Annotated in this window: 13 protein-coding genes and 1 pseudogene; 3 read left to right on the top strand and 11 right to left on the bottom strand. The window is 71.6% G+C overall.

The window, feature by feature from the left end:
* Positions 1–6 precede the first annotated feature (6 nt).
* The 5 genes and pseudogenes from AC07DO_RS18520 to AC07DO_RS18500 all read right to left on the bottom strand — a co-directional run.
* The gene (locus AC07DO_RS18520; RefSeq protein ID WP_479060850.1) at positions 7–1434 is read right to left on the bottom strand and encodes a purine-cytosine permease family protein; all 1428 of its coding nucleotides are present in this window, start codon (positions 1432–1434) and stop codon (positions 7–9) included.
* Between the two features lie 117 nt (positions 1435–1551).
* The gene (locus AC07DO_RS18515) at positions 1552–2487 is read right to left on the bottom strand and encodes an ABC transporter substrate-binding protein (RefSeq protein WP_479060849.1); all 936 of its coding nucleotides are present in this window, start codon (positions 2485–2487) and stop codon (positions 1552–1554) included.
* 44 nt (positions 2488–2531) lie between these two features.
* Positions 2532–3203, bottom strand: a complete 672-nt coding sequence (locus AC07DO_RS18510; protein ID WP_479060847.1) for an ABC transporter permease — start codon at positions 3201–3203, stop codon at positions 2532–2534.
* 1 nt (position 3204) lies between these two features.
* Positions 3205–3852 carry an ABC transporter permease gene (locus AC07DO_RS18505; protein ID WP_479060845.1) on the bottom strand — a complete coding sequence of 216 codons (648 nt, stop codon included), beginning with the start codon at positions 3850–3852 and terminating at the stop codon, positions 3205–3207.
* A 452-nt stretch (positions 3853–4304) separates the two neighbouring features.
* Positions 4305–5345 (bottom strand): annotated as a pseudogene (locus AC07DO_RS18500) (ABC transporter ATP-binding protein); the annotation flags it as partial.
* Positions 5346–5454: 109 nt separating this feature from the next.
* Here AC07DO_RS18500 and AC07DO_RS18495 point away from each other — a divergent pair.
* Together AC07DO_RS18495 and AC07DO_RS18490 are read left to right on the top strand one after the other, a co-directional pair.
* The gene (locus AC07DO_RS18495) at positions 5455–7059 is read left to right on the top strand and encodes an aromatic amino acid ammonia-lyase (protein WP_479060843.1); all 1605 of its coding nucleotides are present in this window, start codon (positions 5455–5457) and stop codon (positions 7057–7059) included.
* Entirely contained in the window at positions 7056–7889 is an 834-nt protein-coding gene (locus AC07DO_RS18490) for a MurR/RpiR family transcriptional regulator (protein ID WP_479060842.1), read from the top strand. The genes AC07DO_RS18495 and AC07DO_RS18490 overlap by 4 nt, the downstream gene beginning before the upstream one ends.
* 64 nt (positions 7890–7953) lie before the next feature.
* On the opposite strand, the gene AC07DO_RS18485 is transcribed toward AC07DO_RS18490, so the two are convergent.
* From AC07DO_RS18485 to AC07DO_RS18460, 6 genes are all read right to left on the bottom strand, one after another.
* Positions 7954–8328, bottom strand: coding sequence for a hypothetical protein (locus AC07DO_RS18485; RefSeq protein WP_399539538.1), 375 nt, complete (start codon positions 8326–8328; stop codon positions 7954–7956).
* Positions 8329–8403: 75 nt separating this feature from the next.
* On the bottom strand, positions 8404–8841 hold the full coding sequence (locus AC07DO_RS18480; RefSeq protein ID WP_479060840.1) for a roadblock/LC7 domain-containing protein: 438 nt from the start codon (positions 8839–8841) through the stop codon (positions 8404–8406).
* 37 nt (positions 8842–8878) lie between these two features.
* Positions 8879–9694: a transcriptional regulator gene (locus tag AC07DO_RS18475; RefSeq protein WP_479060839.1), complete on the bottom strand. Its 816-nt coding sequence runs from the start codon at positions 9692–9694 to the stop codon at positions 8879–8881.
* The gene (locus AC07DO_RS18470; protein ID WP_479060837.1) at positions 9691–10128 is read right to left on the bottom strand and encodes a hypothetical protein; all 438 of its coding nucleotides are present in this window, start codon (positions 10126–10128) and stop codon (positions 9691–9693) included. Before AC07DO_RS18470 ends, AC07DO_RS18475 begins: the two co-directional genes overlap by 4 nt.
* Positions 10129–10357: 229 nt before the next feature.
* Positions 10358–11725, bottom strand: coding sequence for an APC family permease (locus tag AC07DO_RS18465; RefSeq protein ID WP_479060835.1), 1368 nt, complete (start codon positions 11723–11725; stop codon positions 10358–10360).
* Between the two features lie 120 nt (positions 11726–11845).
* On the bottom strand, positions 11846–13270 hold the full coding sequence (locus AC07DO_RS18460; RefSeq protein ID WP_479060834.1) for a type III PLP-dependent enzyme domain-containing protein: 1425 nt from the start codon (positions 13268–13270) through the stop codon (positions 11846–11848).
* Between the two features lie 140 nt (positions 13271–13410).
* On the opposite strand from AC07DO_RS18460, the gene hutU reads away from it, so the two are divergent.
* Positions 13411–15075, top strand: a complete 1665-nt coding sequence (gene hutU / locus AC07DO_RS18455; RefSeq protein WP_479060833.1) for a urocanate hydratase — start codon at positions 13411–13413, stop codon at positions 15073–15075.
* Positions 15076–15083: the final 8 nt, after the last annotated feature.

Here is a 15083-nt window from a genome sequence, read left to right as displayed (position 1 = left end):
TTCACGTTACGTCGCCGGGGCGCTCTCGGCGCTGGGGTTAACCCCCCTTTCCGAACGGGTCCCAGCCCCAGGGACGGGCGGGTTCCGCCTGGCCAGGGCCCAGTACAGCACCGCGGGCACCACAAGACCCACGATCCACGAGATGTCGGCGCCGCCCAGCGGCTCGACCAGCGGGCCCGTGTAGAAGTGCGTGACCAGGAACGGGAGCTGGGCCAGGAGTCCCACGCCGTAGACGACCAGGGCGTCCCAGCGCCAGGCGCCGTAGCGGCCGCGCGGGTCGAAGAGGGCGGGGATGTCGTACCGCTCGCGGGAGATCAGGTAGTAGTCGACCAGGTTGATGGCCGACCACGGCGTGAAGAACGTCAGCAGGAACAGCAGGAAGTCCTTGAAGGACGACAGGAAGCTGTCCTTGCCGAGCAGGGCGACCGTCGTGCCCGCCACCATGATCACGGCGATGTACGCGGCCCGCCCGCGCGCCCCGAGCACCTTCTGGCCGCGGAAGCCGCTGATGCTCGTGACCATCGACATGAAGCCGCCGTAGGTGTTGAGGACGTTGATGGTCAGTTTGCCGAGTGCGATCACGAAGTAGAGGAAGGAGGCGATGAGGCCGGTGCCGCCGAGGCCGACGACGTAGCCGACCTGGTGGGCGAGGAACGCGTCGCCCGCGCTCGCCGCGACGAGCACCCCGAACGTCATCGACCACTGCGAGCCGATCGCCGACCCCGACAGGGTCCACCAGAACGTGGCCTTGGCGGAGGTGGTGCGCGGCAGGTAGCGCGAGTAGTCGGCGACGTACGGGCCGAACGCCAGCTGCCAGGAGGCCGAGAGCGACACGGCGAGCAGGAACATCGGCAGGTCGAAGTGGGCGTCGCCGAGGAGCGCGGACAGGTCCACGCGGTCCAGGAGCCGGATGCCGAGGTAGACGAAGGCGAGCGCGCAGATCACGCTCGCCACCCGGCCGAGCGCGTGGATGACGCGGTAGCCGACCGCCGCCATGACCGCCGTGACGACGGCGAAGACGACGATGCCCGTGGTGTCGTTCGTGTGCGTCAGCTTCGCCGTCGCCTGGCCCGCGAGGACGCTGCCGCTCGCGAAGAAACCGACGTACATGAGGATGACGAGGAGCAGCGGGACGACCGCGCCCTTCACCCCGAACTGGGCCCGCGACTGGATCATCTGCGGCAGCCCCAGCTTCGGCCCCTGCGCCGAGTGCAGCGCCATGACGGCGCCGCCGAGCAGATTGCCGAGGACGAGGCCGGCGAGCGACCACACCACGTCGCCGCCGAACACGACGGCGAGGGCGCCCGTCACGACCGCGGTGATCTGAAGGTTGGCGCCGAGCCAGAGCGTGAACTGGCTGAACGCGGTGCCGTGCCGTTCGTCGTCCGGGACGACGTCGATGGAGTGCCGCTCCACCAGGTCTTCAGCTGCCATGCCGGTCAACTCCCGTTGTTGGTACGCCTGCCGTTGTCGTTACGCCTGCCGTCGTCGGTACGTCCGCCGTCGTCGGTACATCCGCTGTTGTCGGTGCGTCCGCCGCTGTCGGTGCGCCTACTTCTGCGTGATGCCGTGCTGGTCCGCCCAGTCCCGCGCGACGTCCTCCGGGTCCTTCTTGTCCTTGTCCACCAGACGGTTGAGCTCGGTGAGCTGGTCCGTCGTCAGGAGGGCGCCGACGCGGGCGAGGGCCTTGCGGACCGTCGAGTCGGCCTTGCGGTCGGCGACGAGCGGGACGATGTGCTGGCCGGGGACGAGGTTCTTGGGGTCGGTGAGGACGACCCAGTGCTCGGCCGCGATGTCGGTGTCGGTGGTGAAGAGGTTCGCGACGTCGACGTCGCCCTTGCGCAGGGCGCCCTTGACCAGCGGCCCGGACGAGTCGAGCGACTTGAACTCCTTGAACTCGACTCCGTAGACGTCCTTGAGGCCGACCGCGCCGACCGTCCGCTTCTTCACCTCGGCCGCGGCACCGATCACCAGCTTGCCGTTGTGCTCGGCCAGGTCGGCGAGGGACTTCAGGCCGTACTTCTTCGCGGTCTCGCGCGTCACGACGAACGCGTCGGAGTCCTCGGCCCGCCCGTACGGGAGGATCTGCAGACCGCGGGGGAGGCGCAGGGCGAGGGCGTTCTGCATCTCGCCCTCCTCCGTGGCCTTCGCCTTGGGGTCCAGGTAGTGCAGGAGGGCGCCCTGGTACTCGGGGAGCAGGTCGATGTCGCCGCCCTTGAGCGCGGGGATGAGGATCTCGCGGGTGCCGAGGTTGGGGCGGACGCTCGTCTTCACGCCCGCCGCTTCCAGGGCGGCCGCGTAGAGGTGTCCGAGGACCTGGTTCTCGGTGAAGTTGGCGGTGCCGATGGTGACGCCGTCCTTGCTGGAGCCGCCTCCGCCGGCACCGGCGCCGCCGCCGTCGAGGGAGGTGATGCCGCCGCTGCACGCGGCGAGCGCGGGGACGGAGGCGGTGGCGAAGAGTCCGCCGAGGAGAGTTCTACGGTTCATGGGGGATCGCTCCTAGACCTGCTGGGGCCTTCGATGGGGGCCGCTCAGGCCTGCTGGGCGGGACGGTGGCGGAAGAGGGCGCGCTGGAGGCCGGCGAGCGCCAGATCGAGTACGACGGCGACGACGGCCACGAGCACGGCGCCGCCGAGCACCTGGACGAGGTCGCGCTGGGCGAGACCGTCGAACACGTACCTGCCGAGACCGCCGAACGAGACGTACGCGGCGATGGTCGCCGTCGCGACGACCTGGATCAGCGCGAGCCGCAGCCCGGTCATGATCAGCGGCAGCGCGAGCGGCAACTCGACCCGCGTCAGCACCTGGTGGGCCCGCATGCCCTGGCCGCGCGCCGCGTCCCGCACCTCGGGGTCGACGGCGGTCATGCCCGCGTACGTGTTGGTGACGATGGAGGGGACGGCGAGCGCGACGAGCGCGATGTAGACGGGCCACATCGACAGGCCGCTCGCCAGGAAGACCAGCACGACGAGTCCGACGGTGGGCAGCGCGCGGCCGAACGAGGACAGGTTGATGGCGATGAACGCGCCGCGTCCGGTGTGGCCGATGAGCAGGCCGACCGGCAGGGCGATGGCGGCGGCGACGAAGGTGGCGATCAGCGAGTACTGGAGGTGCTCGACGAGCCGGTGCCCGATGCCGTCGGGGCCGGTCCACTGGTCGCCGCTGACCAGCCAGGCGCCGAGGTCCTTGAAGAGTTCGTACATGTCAGGCGCTCCTCCGGCGGCGGGTCCAGGGCGTCAGGACGTACTGGAGCGTGACGAGCAGCGCGTCCGCGACGAGCGCGAGGAGCAGCGTGAGGACCACGCCGGCGATCACGGGGGTGGGGAAGTTCCGCTGGAACCCGTCGGTGAAGAGCTGGCCGAGACCGCCGTCGCCGATGTACGTCGCCACGGAGACGAGGGAGATCGACATGACCGTCGCGATCCGTACGCCGGCCATGATCACGGGCAGTGCGAGGGGGAGTTCGACGGTGAGCAGCGTGCGGAGGGGGCGGGTGCCCATGGCCTTGGCCGCTTCCTTCGTCTTCGCCGGGACGGAGTCGAGGCCCTCGACGGTGTTCCTCAGGAGCACGACGAGGGTGTAGATCGTCAGGCCGATGACGGTGGTGGTGCGGGTGAGGCCGCTGACCGGCAGGAGCAGGACGAAGACGGCGATGGACGGGATGGTGAAGAGGACGTTCGACAGGCCGAGGAGGAGGCCGCGGAGGGGGCGGATGCGGTGGGCGACCACCGCCAGCGGGAGGGATATCAGCAGTCCCAGGGCTACGGCGGAGAGGGCGGCCTGGAGGTGGGAGAGGGTGAGGGTGGTGAGGTCGTCGGTGTGGTCGGCTATCCACGACCAGTCGACGGTCATGAACTGCGCTCCGCTGACGCGGGGCCGTCTTCTGGGTGCGGGTGGTTGCGGGCCGGTCGCGCAGTTCCCCGCGCCCCTGGGGCCGTTCCCGCCGTACTCGCCTGCGGCTCCTCGTGGGTTGCTCGCGCAGTTCCCCGCGCCCCTGGGTGGTCCACCTGGGCCGGCGCCGCTGGGTGGTCCGTCTCGGCCGGTGCTTCGGGGTGCGGGTCGTCGTGGGTTGCTCGCGCAGTTCCCCGCGCCCCTGGGTGGTCCACCTGGGCCGGCGCCGCTGGGTGGTCCGTCTCGGCCGGTGCTTCGGGGTGCGGCTCCTCGTGGGTTGCTCGCGCAGTTCCCCGCGCCCCTGGGGAGTCCACCTCGGCCGGCGCCTTCGGGGGCGGGGGCTTCTTCGTGCCGGGGTCGGGGGGTGACTCAGGGGCGCGGGGAACTGCGCGATCAGCCCCCACCGGGCCGCGGGCGGAGAGGCGGCCCCGCTCGTGCGCCGCGGCAGCGCCGTCGTGGATGTCGGCTCGGGGCGTTACCCCCGTGAACACACCCTCCGCGTCCACGCGGGCCACCAGCCCCGTCGGGGCGGACAGGGACTCGTCCAGCGCCGAGAGGAGGGAGTCCGTGTCGCGGAGAGGACGTACGGGGACGTCCGGCGCGTCGCCGTCGACGTGGCGCCAGGCAAGAGGGGCCCCGGACGCGTCCAGGCGGAGCGTCCACGCGCCGCCCTCCGGGGCAGGGCCCTGCGGGACGCCCGACAACGTCGACAGGGAAAGGAGCTTCAGGCCGCGCTCCGCACCCAGGAAGTCCGCGACGAAGTCGTCCGCGGGCCGGGCGAGGAGCTCCGCGGGCTCGGCGCACTGCACGAGATGGCCACCCGTGCGGAACACGGCTATGCGGTCACCGATCCGCACCGCCTCGTCGATGTCGTGCGTGACGAAGACGATGGTCTTGCTCAACTCTCGTTGCAGGCGCAGCAGTTCGTCCTGGAGCTGGGTACGGACCACCGGGTCCACCGCCCCGAACGGCTCGTCCATGAGGAGGACCGGCGGGTCCGCGGCGAGCGCGCGGGCCACGCCGACGCGCTGCTGCTGCCCGCCGGAGAGCTGGTGCGGGTACCGCCGCCCCGCGTCCGCCGCGAGCCCGACCGTCTCCAGGAGCTCCGCCGCCCGCGCCCGCGCCTTCCTGCGGCCCCAGCCGAGCAGCAGCGGCACCGTGGCGATGTTGTCGAGGACCGTGCGGTGCGGGAAGAGACCGGCCTGCTGGATGACGTAGCCGATGGAGCGGCGCAGGTCCGCCGCGTCCTGCTCCAGGACGTCGCGGCCGCCGACCCGGATGGTCCCGGAGGTCGGGTCGACCATCCGGTTGATCATGCGGAGGGTCGTCGTCTTGCCGCAACCGGAAGATCCGACGAGGACGGTCACGCCGCCTTCGGGCATGTCGAGGGTGAGGTCGTGGACCGCTGTCGTGCCGTTCGGGAAGCGCTTGTGGACCGTATCGAATTGGATCATGTGGAGTCCCTTGCCCGGCTGTATATCGTCATGCAGAGTTCTCGTTGTCTGAATAGGTTGTCAATAGTTCGCGGCGCTCCGGCATAAATCGCTGAGCGATAAATGGCCGATGGGCAAGACGGAACGTCCGGTTGAGGAGGATTCACGAGTGAAGTCGTCTCGTATCGCGGACACCGCGGCCAACGACAGAAAAGCGGTCGTCGTCCTCGACGGCCGGGGAATGATGGTCGCAGACGTCGTACGTCTGGCCGAATCCGATGCCCGGCCGGTCCCCGCGACCGACGGGATGAAGCGCGCCGAGAACTCCTGGAACGCCGCGAGGGAGATCGCCGCATGGGGCCGCGTCTACGGCCGCTCCACCGGCGTCGGCGCCAACCGGAATGAAGACGTGCCCACCGAGGCCGCCGCCGACCACGGCCTGAGACTGCTCCGCTCGCACGCCGGGGCCATCGGCGCCGAACTGCCCGCACGGCAGGTCCGCGCGATGCTCGCCGTCCGCGCCAACCAACTCCTCGCGGGCGGCGCCGGACTGCGCCCCAGCGTCGTCACGGCGCTCTGCGAAGCCCTGGAGACGGGCGCGTACCCCACCGTCAACGAGTTCGGCTCGGTCGGCACCGGCGACATCGCGGCCCTCTCCCAGATGGGTCTCGCGCTCGCCGGTGAACACCCCTGGCGGGGCGCCGGGAGGCCCCCGGAACCGCAACCGCTCGACAACAACGACGCCCTCGCCCTGATCAGCAGCAACGCCCTCACCCTCGGCCAGTCCGCGCTCGCCCTGCACGAACTGCGCGGTCTGATCGGCGCCACACAGGTGGTCGCGGCACTGTCGCTGATGGCGGTCGACGGGTCGTACGAGGCGTACGCGCTGCCCGTGCACGAGGCGCGACGCCACCCCGGCTCGTACGCGGTCGCCGAGCGCATGCGCCGATTGCTGGGCGCCCCCGATCGCCCCACTCCGCCCCTGGGCCGCATCCAGGACCCGTACGGCTTCCGGTGCGTGCCGCAGATCCACGGTCCCGCGCACGACGCGGCGGACGCCCTGGAGGATGTCCTGACCGTCGAGATCAACGCGGCCGCGGAGAACCCGCTGATCTCCCCGGAGGACCTGGCCGCGTACCACCACGGCGGCTTCTACCTGGCCCAACTCTCCCTTGCCCTGGACCACTTCAGGCTCGCGGTGACCCAGGCGGCCCGTCTCTCCACCTCCCGGCTCTCCACCCTCAACGAACCGGCCTTCACCCGCCTGCGCCCCTTCCTCGCGGACGGCGAACCGGCCTCGTCCGGCGTCATGATCCTCGAATACGCGGCCGGGGCCGCCCTCGGTGACCTGCGGGCCTTCTCCGCGCCCGCCTCCCTCGGCCACGCCGTGCTCTCGCGCGGCGTCGAGGAACAGGCGAGCTTCGCCTCGCTCGCCGCCCGCCAGACCCTGCGCGCCTGCGAGGCGTTCCGCATGGTCGTGGGGTGTGAACTGGTGGCCGCCGTCCGGGCGTTGCGGCAGCGGGACATGCGACTCGATCCGGACACACCGCTCGCGCGGGCCTTCGAACTCGCCGACTCCGTTCTGGAAGCGGAGTTCGCGGACCGGCCGCTGACGGATGATGTGACGGCGGCGGCGGGCCTGCTCGACCGGTTCACCACGGTGTGGTCGGAGCTCGGCGCAGGAACGACCGCCGGAACGACAGCGGGTACGGACATCATGAGGGGGACGGCATGAGTGACAGCCCTGCCGCGCGACTGCAAGTGCTCTTCGAGGGCCACCGGCTCACACCCACCCAGCGGCGCATCGCGCACTGCATGGTGCGCAGGGCCGCCGACGCGCCCTTCCTCTCCAGCGTGGAGCTGGCCGAACTCGCCGGCGTCAGCCAGCCGTCGGTCACCCGCTTCGCGGTCGCCCTCGGCTTCGACGGCTATCCGGCGCTGCGCAGACACCTGCGGGACGTGGCACCCGCGGAGGAGTCGGGGGCGACGGCCGCCAACGAGTACCAGCAGGCGGTCGACGCGGAGATCGAGAACCTCAGGCACCTGGCGGAGGTCCTCGCCGACCCCGAACCGGTCGAGCGCGCGGGACGGGTCCTCGCCGCGTCCCGGCCCCTGCCCGTCCTCGGCCTGCGGGCCGCCGCGTCGCAGGCGTACGGCTTCTCGTACTTCGCCGCGAAGGTCCACCCCGAGGTGCGCCTCCTCGACGAGGGCGGCACGATGCTCGCCGACCGGATCGACGCGGCGGTCCGCGCCGGTGCGTCGGCCCTCCTCTGCTTCGCGCTGCCCCGCCACCCCCGCGAGGTGGTCGACGCGCTCGCCTACGCCCGGTCGGCGGGCCTGACCGTCGTCACGGTCGCCGACTCGGCCTTCGCCCCCGTCGCCGCCCACTCCGACCTCCTCCTCCCGGCGGCCGTCGGCACGGGCCTCGCCTTCGACACGGCCTGCGCACCGATGCTCCTGGGCCGCGTCCTCCTGGAGGCCATGTGCGACAACCTGCCGGACGCGCAGGCCCGCCTGGAGGAGTTCGACGTACGGGCGGCGGCGCGCGGACTCTTCGTGGAGTAGGGCGGAGCACGCGAAGGCGGCGCCGCGTCCCGAGGGAGCACGGCGCCGCCGGGGCGGTGGGACGTCAGACGTCCAGGCCGGTCTCGATGCGTTTGAGCTGGTGGCGGGCCATCGCCAGGTTGGCGCGGTCCTTGTCCAGGGCCAGATACAGGAAGAGGCCGTTGTTGTTGCGCCCCTTCATCAGCCGGATGAGGTGGTACTGCGTGCCCAGCGAGATCAGGATGTCCTCGATCTCGTCCTTGAGCCCGAGCATCTCCATGGTGCGCAGCTTGGCGCGCACGACGTCCGTGTTGCCGGCCGCCGCCACCGAAAGGTCCAGGTCCTTTCCGCCCCCGATGGTGCCGAGGGCCATTCCGCTCGTGTAGTCGACCAGAGCGGCGCCGATGACGCCCTCGATCGTGGTGGTCGCTTCCTTGAGTGCGGTCTCCGTGTCGGTCATGTGCTTGGTGCTTCCTTTCCGTCTGCCGGGTGTCCGCGGTGAGGGGGATGACGAGGGTGTGGTGGGGGGCATGGGTCAGGTTTCCTCCGCTCGATCGACGGCGGCGTCGACCAGCTCTCCGATGAGCGCGCTGGAACGGCGGGCCTCCAGGTGCAGCCGGCCCACGTTGATGCGGGGCTCGGCGAGCAGCGTGAGCACGGCGGACGAACCGGCCGCGTACGTGGCCACGTAGCCCTGTTCGCCGCGGATGATCAGTTCGCGGAAGTCGCCCTGATGGGTGGCGTCGGACAGCCGCAGCGCCACGCCGAGCGCCGCCGCGGTGAGCGCGCAGACGCCCTCCGCCTCCACGTCGGAGGCGTCCTGCGCCAGCAGGAGCCCGTCGACGCTGGCCGTCAGGGCGCCGCGGAGCTGGGGAATCCGGGTCCGCAGCCGTTTCAGTTCGCCGAGTACGTCGGCTTCGGCAGCCACCAGCTCTCTCCTCCCTGCGCGCCGCCAGGACGCGAAGAACTTCATGTGGTCGAGGTCCCGGCCCGGGGGACGGCGGGGAGTTTCACAGCGCCTCCAGGGCGTCACGGACCCGGCGGAGCAGCGCGATGTCGGGATCGGCGCAGTCCGTCGCGGCCGGGAAGGGGAGGGCGACGGACACCGGCTCCCGCGCCGGTGTCCCCGGAACCTCCACGAGTCCGGCGGCCGCCAGCCGCCTGACCTCGATCAGGGTGTGGAACGAGGGCCTGCCGAGGGCCCAGGCGATGGCCGTCGGCGTCCGTACGCCGTCCGCGAGCCGCAGCAGCGCACGCTGCCGCACGGTGAGGGTCTGGCCGGGCGCGGGCGCGCGGGGCACGACCGGTGCGGTGTCGACCTCGGGCCGGGGCCAGATGCTGTCCAGGAGCGCCCGGCGCCGCAGCGTCTCGCGTTCGAGGACCGCGGCGGGCACCGGGCGGACCCCGCCGAGCCAGTGCGCGACGCCGTAGCGGAACCGGGTGGGGCCGCTCGCCGCGCCCAGCACGAAGAACGCGGCGTCGAAGAGCGCGCCGAGGTGGCACATCTCCAGCTCGCCCGCGGTGACCCGGCCGCTGGTGACGAGCTCGCGTCCCACCTCGTGCCGGGTGCCCGCCGTGGACAGGACCTCCTGCCAGCCCTGCGCGGCGAGCGCGCCGCCGGCCGTGAGCAGGACGTCTATGCCGGGCGCCGCCGGGCTCTCGGCGTGCACGACGCGCCCGTCCACGAGGTAGAGGGTGCCCTGGGAGCGCAGGAAGGCGCCGGTGGCCCGCTCGGCGGCGAGCCGCGTCAGCAGGGGCGAGACGGTGGGCGCGGCGACGGCCCGCGGGACGGCGGAGGGGGGCTCGGCGGCCCGCAGGCCGTTCACACCAGCACCAGCCGTTCGGCCAGGCTCCGCAGCCGTATCCGCGCCATGGCGAGGTTGCCGGTGTGCCGGTCGAGCCAGAGGTAGAGGAAGACGCTGCTGTCGAAGGTCGTCTCCACGTAGCGGATCAGGTGGAATCCGGACTGGGTCGTGAGCATGAGGTCCTCGACCGGAAGCCCCTTGCCGGTCGCGCCGTCCACGTCGTCCGCGCCGTCCCCGCCGTACTCACCGTCCGCGTCGTCGACCGGTGCGAACGCCTGGTACTCGGCGGCCGCGCGGGCCACCTCGGCGGTCTCGGCGGCGGTCGCTTCGTAGTCTCCGTTGGGGGAGTCGCCGACCGAACCGAGCGCGAGTCCGCTGGTCCAGTCGACGATGGCGGCTCCACGGGCACCGGGCAGTGTCATCGCTTCGTACAGACACTCGTCGATTCCGGGCACGCGGCCTCCCCTTCCCCGGGTGGAACCGGGTGGTCCCCACCACCCGACCGGGCGGCTCCCGCCACCCGGTGGAGAGGAAAGTACGCAGGGAAACCGGAGTTCGCGGTGAAAGGGCATATTCCGCGGGAATGCGTTCGAGCCCGACGGGACGCGTTCGGTCATGGCGCTGGTCGGCCCATCGCTGACCGAATGTGCCGGTCACGTGATCGAGGCGTCCCCCGGGACGGTGTCAGTCCTCGCCGCGGGTGCGGAGTACCACCTTGTTCACGCCCCAGAGGGCGACGCCGATCGCGATGAGGACGCCGGCGCGGACGTAGACCTCCGCGGGGCGGTCCGCGAGGGGGCTCGCGAGGATCAGGGACGTGACGGCGCCGAGCACCGGGAAGACCGTCGGCGCGCGGAAGTGCCGGTGCCCGACGGGGTCGCGGCGCAGGACCAGGACCGCCACGTTGACCACCGCGAACACGCACAGGAGCAGGAACGCCGTCGTGTCGCCGAGGCCCTCGATCTCGCCCGTGGAGACCAGCCCGACGGCGAGGAGCGAGACGAAGACGATGCCGACGACCGGGGTACGGCGCCCGGCGAGGACGCGGCCCATCGCGCGCGGCAGGATGCGTTCGTTGGCCATGCCGTAGCAGAGCCGGGAGGCCATCATGATGTTGATCAGTGCCGAGTTGGTGACGGCGAACAGGGCGATCAGGGCGAAGAGTTCGTGCGGGAAGTCGACGCCGCCCGCCTTCACGACGTCGAGCAGCGGACCGCTCGACCCCGCCAGGGTCTCGGAGTCGACGAGGAGGGACGAGACCAGCGCGACGAGGACGTAGATCGTGCCGGTCACCGCGACGCCGATGAAGATCGCGCGCGGGAAGGTGCGCACCGGATCCTTCGTCTCCTCGGCCATGTTCACGGAGTCCTCGAAGCCGACGAAGGCGAAGAAGCCGAGGGCCGTGGCGCCCAGCACCCCGGTCATCAGGGCGTATCCGGTGCCGCCGGACTCGAACTCGGTGAGGCGCGAGGTCTCGCCGTCCCCGCTCAGGACGGCGTACGCCCCGATCGCGAGGATGATCGCGAGGCCGGTGAGCTCGACGAGCGTGAGGACCACGTTCGTCTTCACGGACTCCGACACGCCCCGCATGTTGAGCGCCGCGAGCAGCACGATGAAGGCGATGGCGATCAGGGTCGGCGGCAGTGCGTCGCCGGTCAGCTCGGCGAGGTAGTCGCCGCTGAAGGCGCGGGCGGCGGCGCTCGCGGAGGAGAGCCCGGAGCACATCACCATGAAGGCGATGATGAAGGTGAGGAACGGTGCCTTGAACGCCTTCTGCGTGTAGAGCGCGGCACCGGCCGCCTTCGGGTACTTGCCGACGAGTTCGACGTACGACGCCGCGGTCAGGATGGCCACGACGAAGCCGATGGCGAACGGCAGCCAGAGCGCGCCGCCGACCTTCCCCGCGACCTTGCCGGTGGTGGCGTAGATGCCGGTGCCGAGGATGTCGCCGACCACGAAGAGGATCAGCAGCCTGGGGCCGATGGCGCGGTGCAGCGCGCCCTCTTCGGCGGGCGGTGGTGCGGTGGTGGTGGACGTGTCGGATGTCGTCACAGGTGCCTCCCCCGAGACCGAGTGCGGGTCGAGGAGGTTTTGCCCGTGACGCAGGTCACTATGCGGAAGTTGAGGAAGGCCAGAGGGTCGGGTGTGGGTCCGTGGGCCTCCGGCGGGGTTTCACAGGTTCCGCAGCGCGTCCCGTTCCGTTCCGCCGCCCGCCTCCGCCACGATCTCGTCCAGCGTCTGCGGTTCGCGCACCACGGCGAAGCGCACGTGCTCGGCGTCCGCGGCGAAGCCGTGGACACCCGGCCTGGCGAGGCTGTTGTACGAGTAGTGCTGGGCGAAGTAGTAGGCGCCGGTGTCCAGCGCGGCCACGTAGTCACCCGGTTCGAGCAGTGGCAGCGGGCGGTTCTCGGCGAGCAGGTCACCCGCGAAGCAGGCGGGGCCCGCGACGTCCTGGCCGACGGCGGGACCGCTCTTGGGCAGCCCCTTCGCGTCGAACGCGGCGATGCGCAGCGGCCACGACGCGGGCGCGTACACGGTCCTCGTCGCCACCTGCACGCCCGCGTGCGTCACGGCGATGGGCCGGCCGCCCGCCCGTTTCGCGTACTCGACGCGGGCGAGCACGGTGCCGTGCTTGGCGAGCAGCGAGCGGCCGAACTCGGTGACGATGCCGTACCGGCCGTCGAGCAGCCCCGGCACCCGGGACTTGAGGCGGCGCGCGTACTGCGCGTGGGTCGGCGTCTCGTCGTCCGAGCCGAAGTTGACCGGCAGGCCGCCGCCGATGTCGACGGTGTCGACCTGCTGCCGCCCTGCGCGTTCGTTGATCTCCTCGGCCAGTTCGTACGTGGCCGCCACGCCCCGCACCATCATCTCCAGGGGCATGCCCTGCGACCCGGAGTGCGCGTGCAGGCGGGTCAGCCACGGCCGGTCGAGGAACGCCCGGACCACCCACTCCCTGGCGTCCTCGTCGCGCAGCGGCACCCCGAACTTCGACGTGGCCGTCGCCGTCGAGAGGGCGCCGATCGCGCCGCCGCCGATCTGCGGGTTGACGCGGATGCCGAGGGGGGAGCCGGTCAGCGCCGACCGGGTCATGGCGTCCATGCGGGCCAGTTCCTGCGGGTTGTCCGCGTTCACGGCGATGCCGAGCGCGAGGGCCTCGCGGAGTTCGGCGGGGGTCTTGGCGGGCGAGTCGAGGACGGTCGCGGTGGGCGGCATCCCGGCGGCCCGCGCCAGGGCCAGCTCGCCGGGGCTCGCCACCTCGGCGCCGATCCCCGCCGCGCGCAGCAGCCGCAGGACCGGGACGAGCGGGGTCGCCTTCACCGCGAAGGCGTGCAGGACGGGGGTGCCGGGCGGGGTGACGGCCTCGAAGGCGGCGTGCAGGGCGGCGGCGCTCGCGCGGATGCCGGTGACGTCGAGGAGGCCCGCGACGGGGGTGTCGGGGCCGACGACGCCCTGCTCGACGGCGGCACGGACGGCGCGGTCGCGGCGGGCGGCGGCGTCGCTGCCCGGGGTGGCGCCGGAGGTGGGGGCTGGGGTGGTTCCGGGTGTCGCGTCCGTGCGGAGAACCGTGGTCTGGTCGTTGTCCTCGTCGTGGCCCATGTGATTCAGCCAATCACTCACGACCGGACGCCGCTGCCGTACTCGCGCATTCGTTCGCTATTGACTAGCTCTATTCAGGCCCCCAGGATGTGAATAACAAGGTCACAGCAACGAGGTCACAGCTTCGAGGAGGCATCGCCATGTCAGGACCCCGCCCCGTACGGGCACCGCGCGGTACGGAACTGAGCGCCCTGGGATGGCAGCAGGAAGCCGCCCTCCGCATGCTGCAGAACAACCTCGACCCCGAGGTCGCCGAGCACCCCGACAAGCTCGTCGTCTACGGCGGCACGGGCAAGGCGGCCCGCGACTGGCGCTCCTTCGGCGCGATGGTCCGCACCCTCAAGACCCTCAAGCAGGACGAGACGATGCTCGTCCAGTCCGGCCGCCCCGTCGGCGTCATGCAGACCCACGAGTGGGCGCCGCGCGTCCTCATCGCCAACTCCAACCTGGTCGGCGACTGGGCGAACTGGGAGGAGTTCCGCCGCCTGGAGCAGCTCGGCCTCACCATGTACGGCCAGATGACCGCGGGCTCCTGGATCTACATCGGCACGCAGGGCATCCTTCAGGGCACGTACGAGACGTTCGCCGCGGTCGCCGCCAAGCGGTTCAACGGCACGCTCGCAGGAACGATCACCCTCACCGCCGGCCTCGGCGGCATGGGCGGCGCCCAGCCCCTCGCCGTCACGATGAACGACGGCGTCGCGATCTGCGTCGACTGCGACCCGCGCGCCATCGAGCGCCGCATCGAGCACAAGTACCTGGACGTGCGGGCGGACTCCCTGGAGCACGCGCTCCAGCTGGCCACGGAGGCCCGCGACGCCCGCCGTCCGCTCTCCATCGGCCTCCTCGGCAACGCCGCCGACCTGCTCCCGCGCATGCTCGCCGAGGGCGCGCCCATCGACATCGTGACGGACCAGACCTCCGCCCACGACCCGCTGTCGTACCTGCCGACGGGCGTCGCCTTCGAGGACATGGCGGCGTACGCGACGAAGGACCCGGCAGGCTTCACCACCCGCGCCCGCGAGTCGATGGCGAAGCACGTCGAGGCGATGGTCGGCTTCATGGACGCGGGCGCCGAGGTCTTCGACTACGGCAACTCGATCCGCGGCGAGGCCCAACTCGCCGGATACGACCGCGCGTTCGCGTTCCCCGGCTTCGTCCCCGCCTACATCCGCCCCCTCTTCTGCGAGGGCAAGGGCCCGTTCCGCTGGGCGGCGCTCTCCGGCGAGGCGTCCGACATCCACAAGACGGACAAGGCGCTCCTCGACCTCTTCCCGGAGAACGAATCCCTCCACCGCTGGATCAGGATGGCGGGCGAGCGCGTCCACTTCCAGGGCCTCCCCGCCCGCATCTGCTGGCTCGGTCAGGGCGAGCGCGACAAGGCGGGCGACATGTTCAACGACATGGTCGGCAACGGCACGCTCGCCGCACCCCTCGCGATCGGCCGCGACCACCTGGACTGCGGCTCCGTCGCGTCGCCGTACCGCGAGACGGAGGCCATGCTCGACGGCTCCGACGCGATCGCCGACTGGCCGCTCCTGAACGCGATGGTGAACGTCGCCTCGGGCGCGTCCTGGGTCTCCATCCACCACGGCGGCGGCGTCGGCATGGGCCGCTCCATCCACGCGGGCCAGGTCTCGGTGGCCGACGGCACGAAGCTCGCCGGCGAGAAGATCCGCCGGGTCCTCACCAACGACCCGGGGATGGGCGTGATCCGGCACGTGGACGCGGGGTACGACATCGCGGAGACCGTGGCGGACGAGCGGGGCGTGCGGGTTCCCATGCGCGAGGACGGCGACGCGTGACCTCCACG

The organism is Streptomyces sp. NPDC045678, from assembly GCF_056432085.1.
Note: the sequence above shows the minus strand (reverse complement) of the source record. Positions and strands in the feature narration are given on the sequence as shown.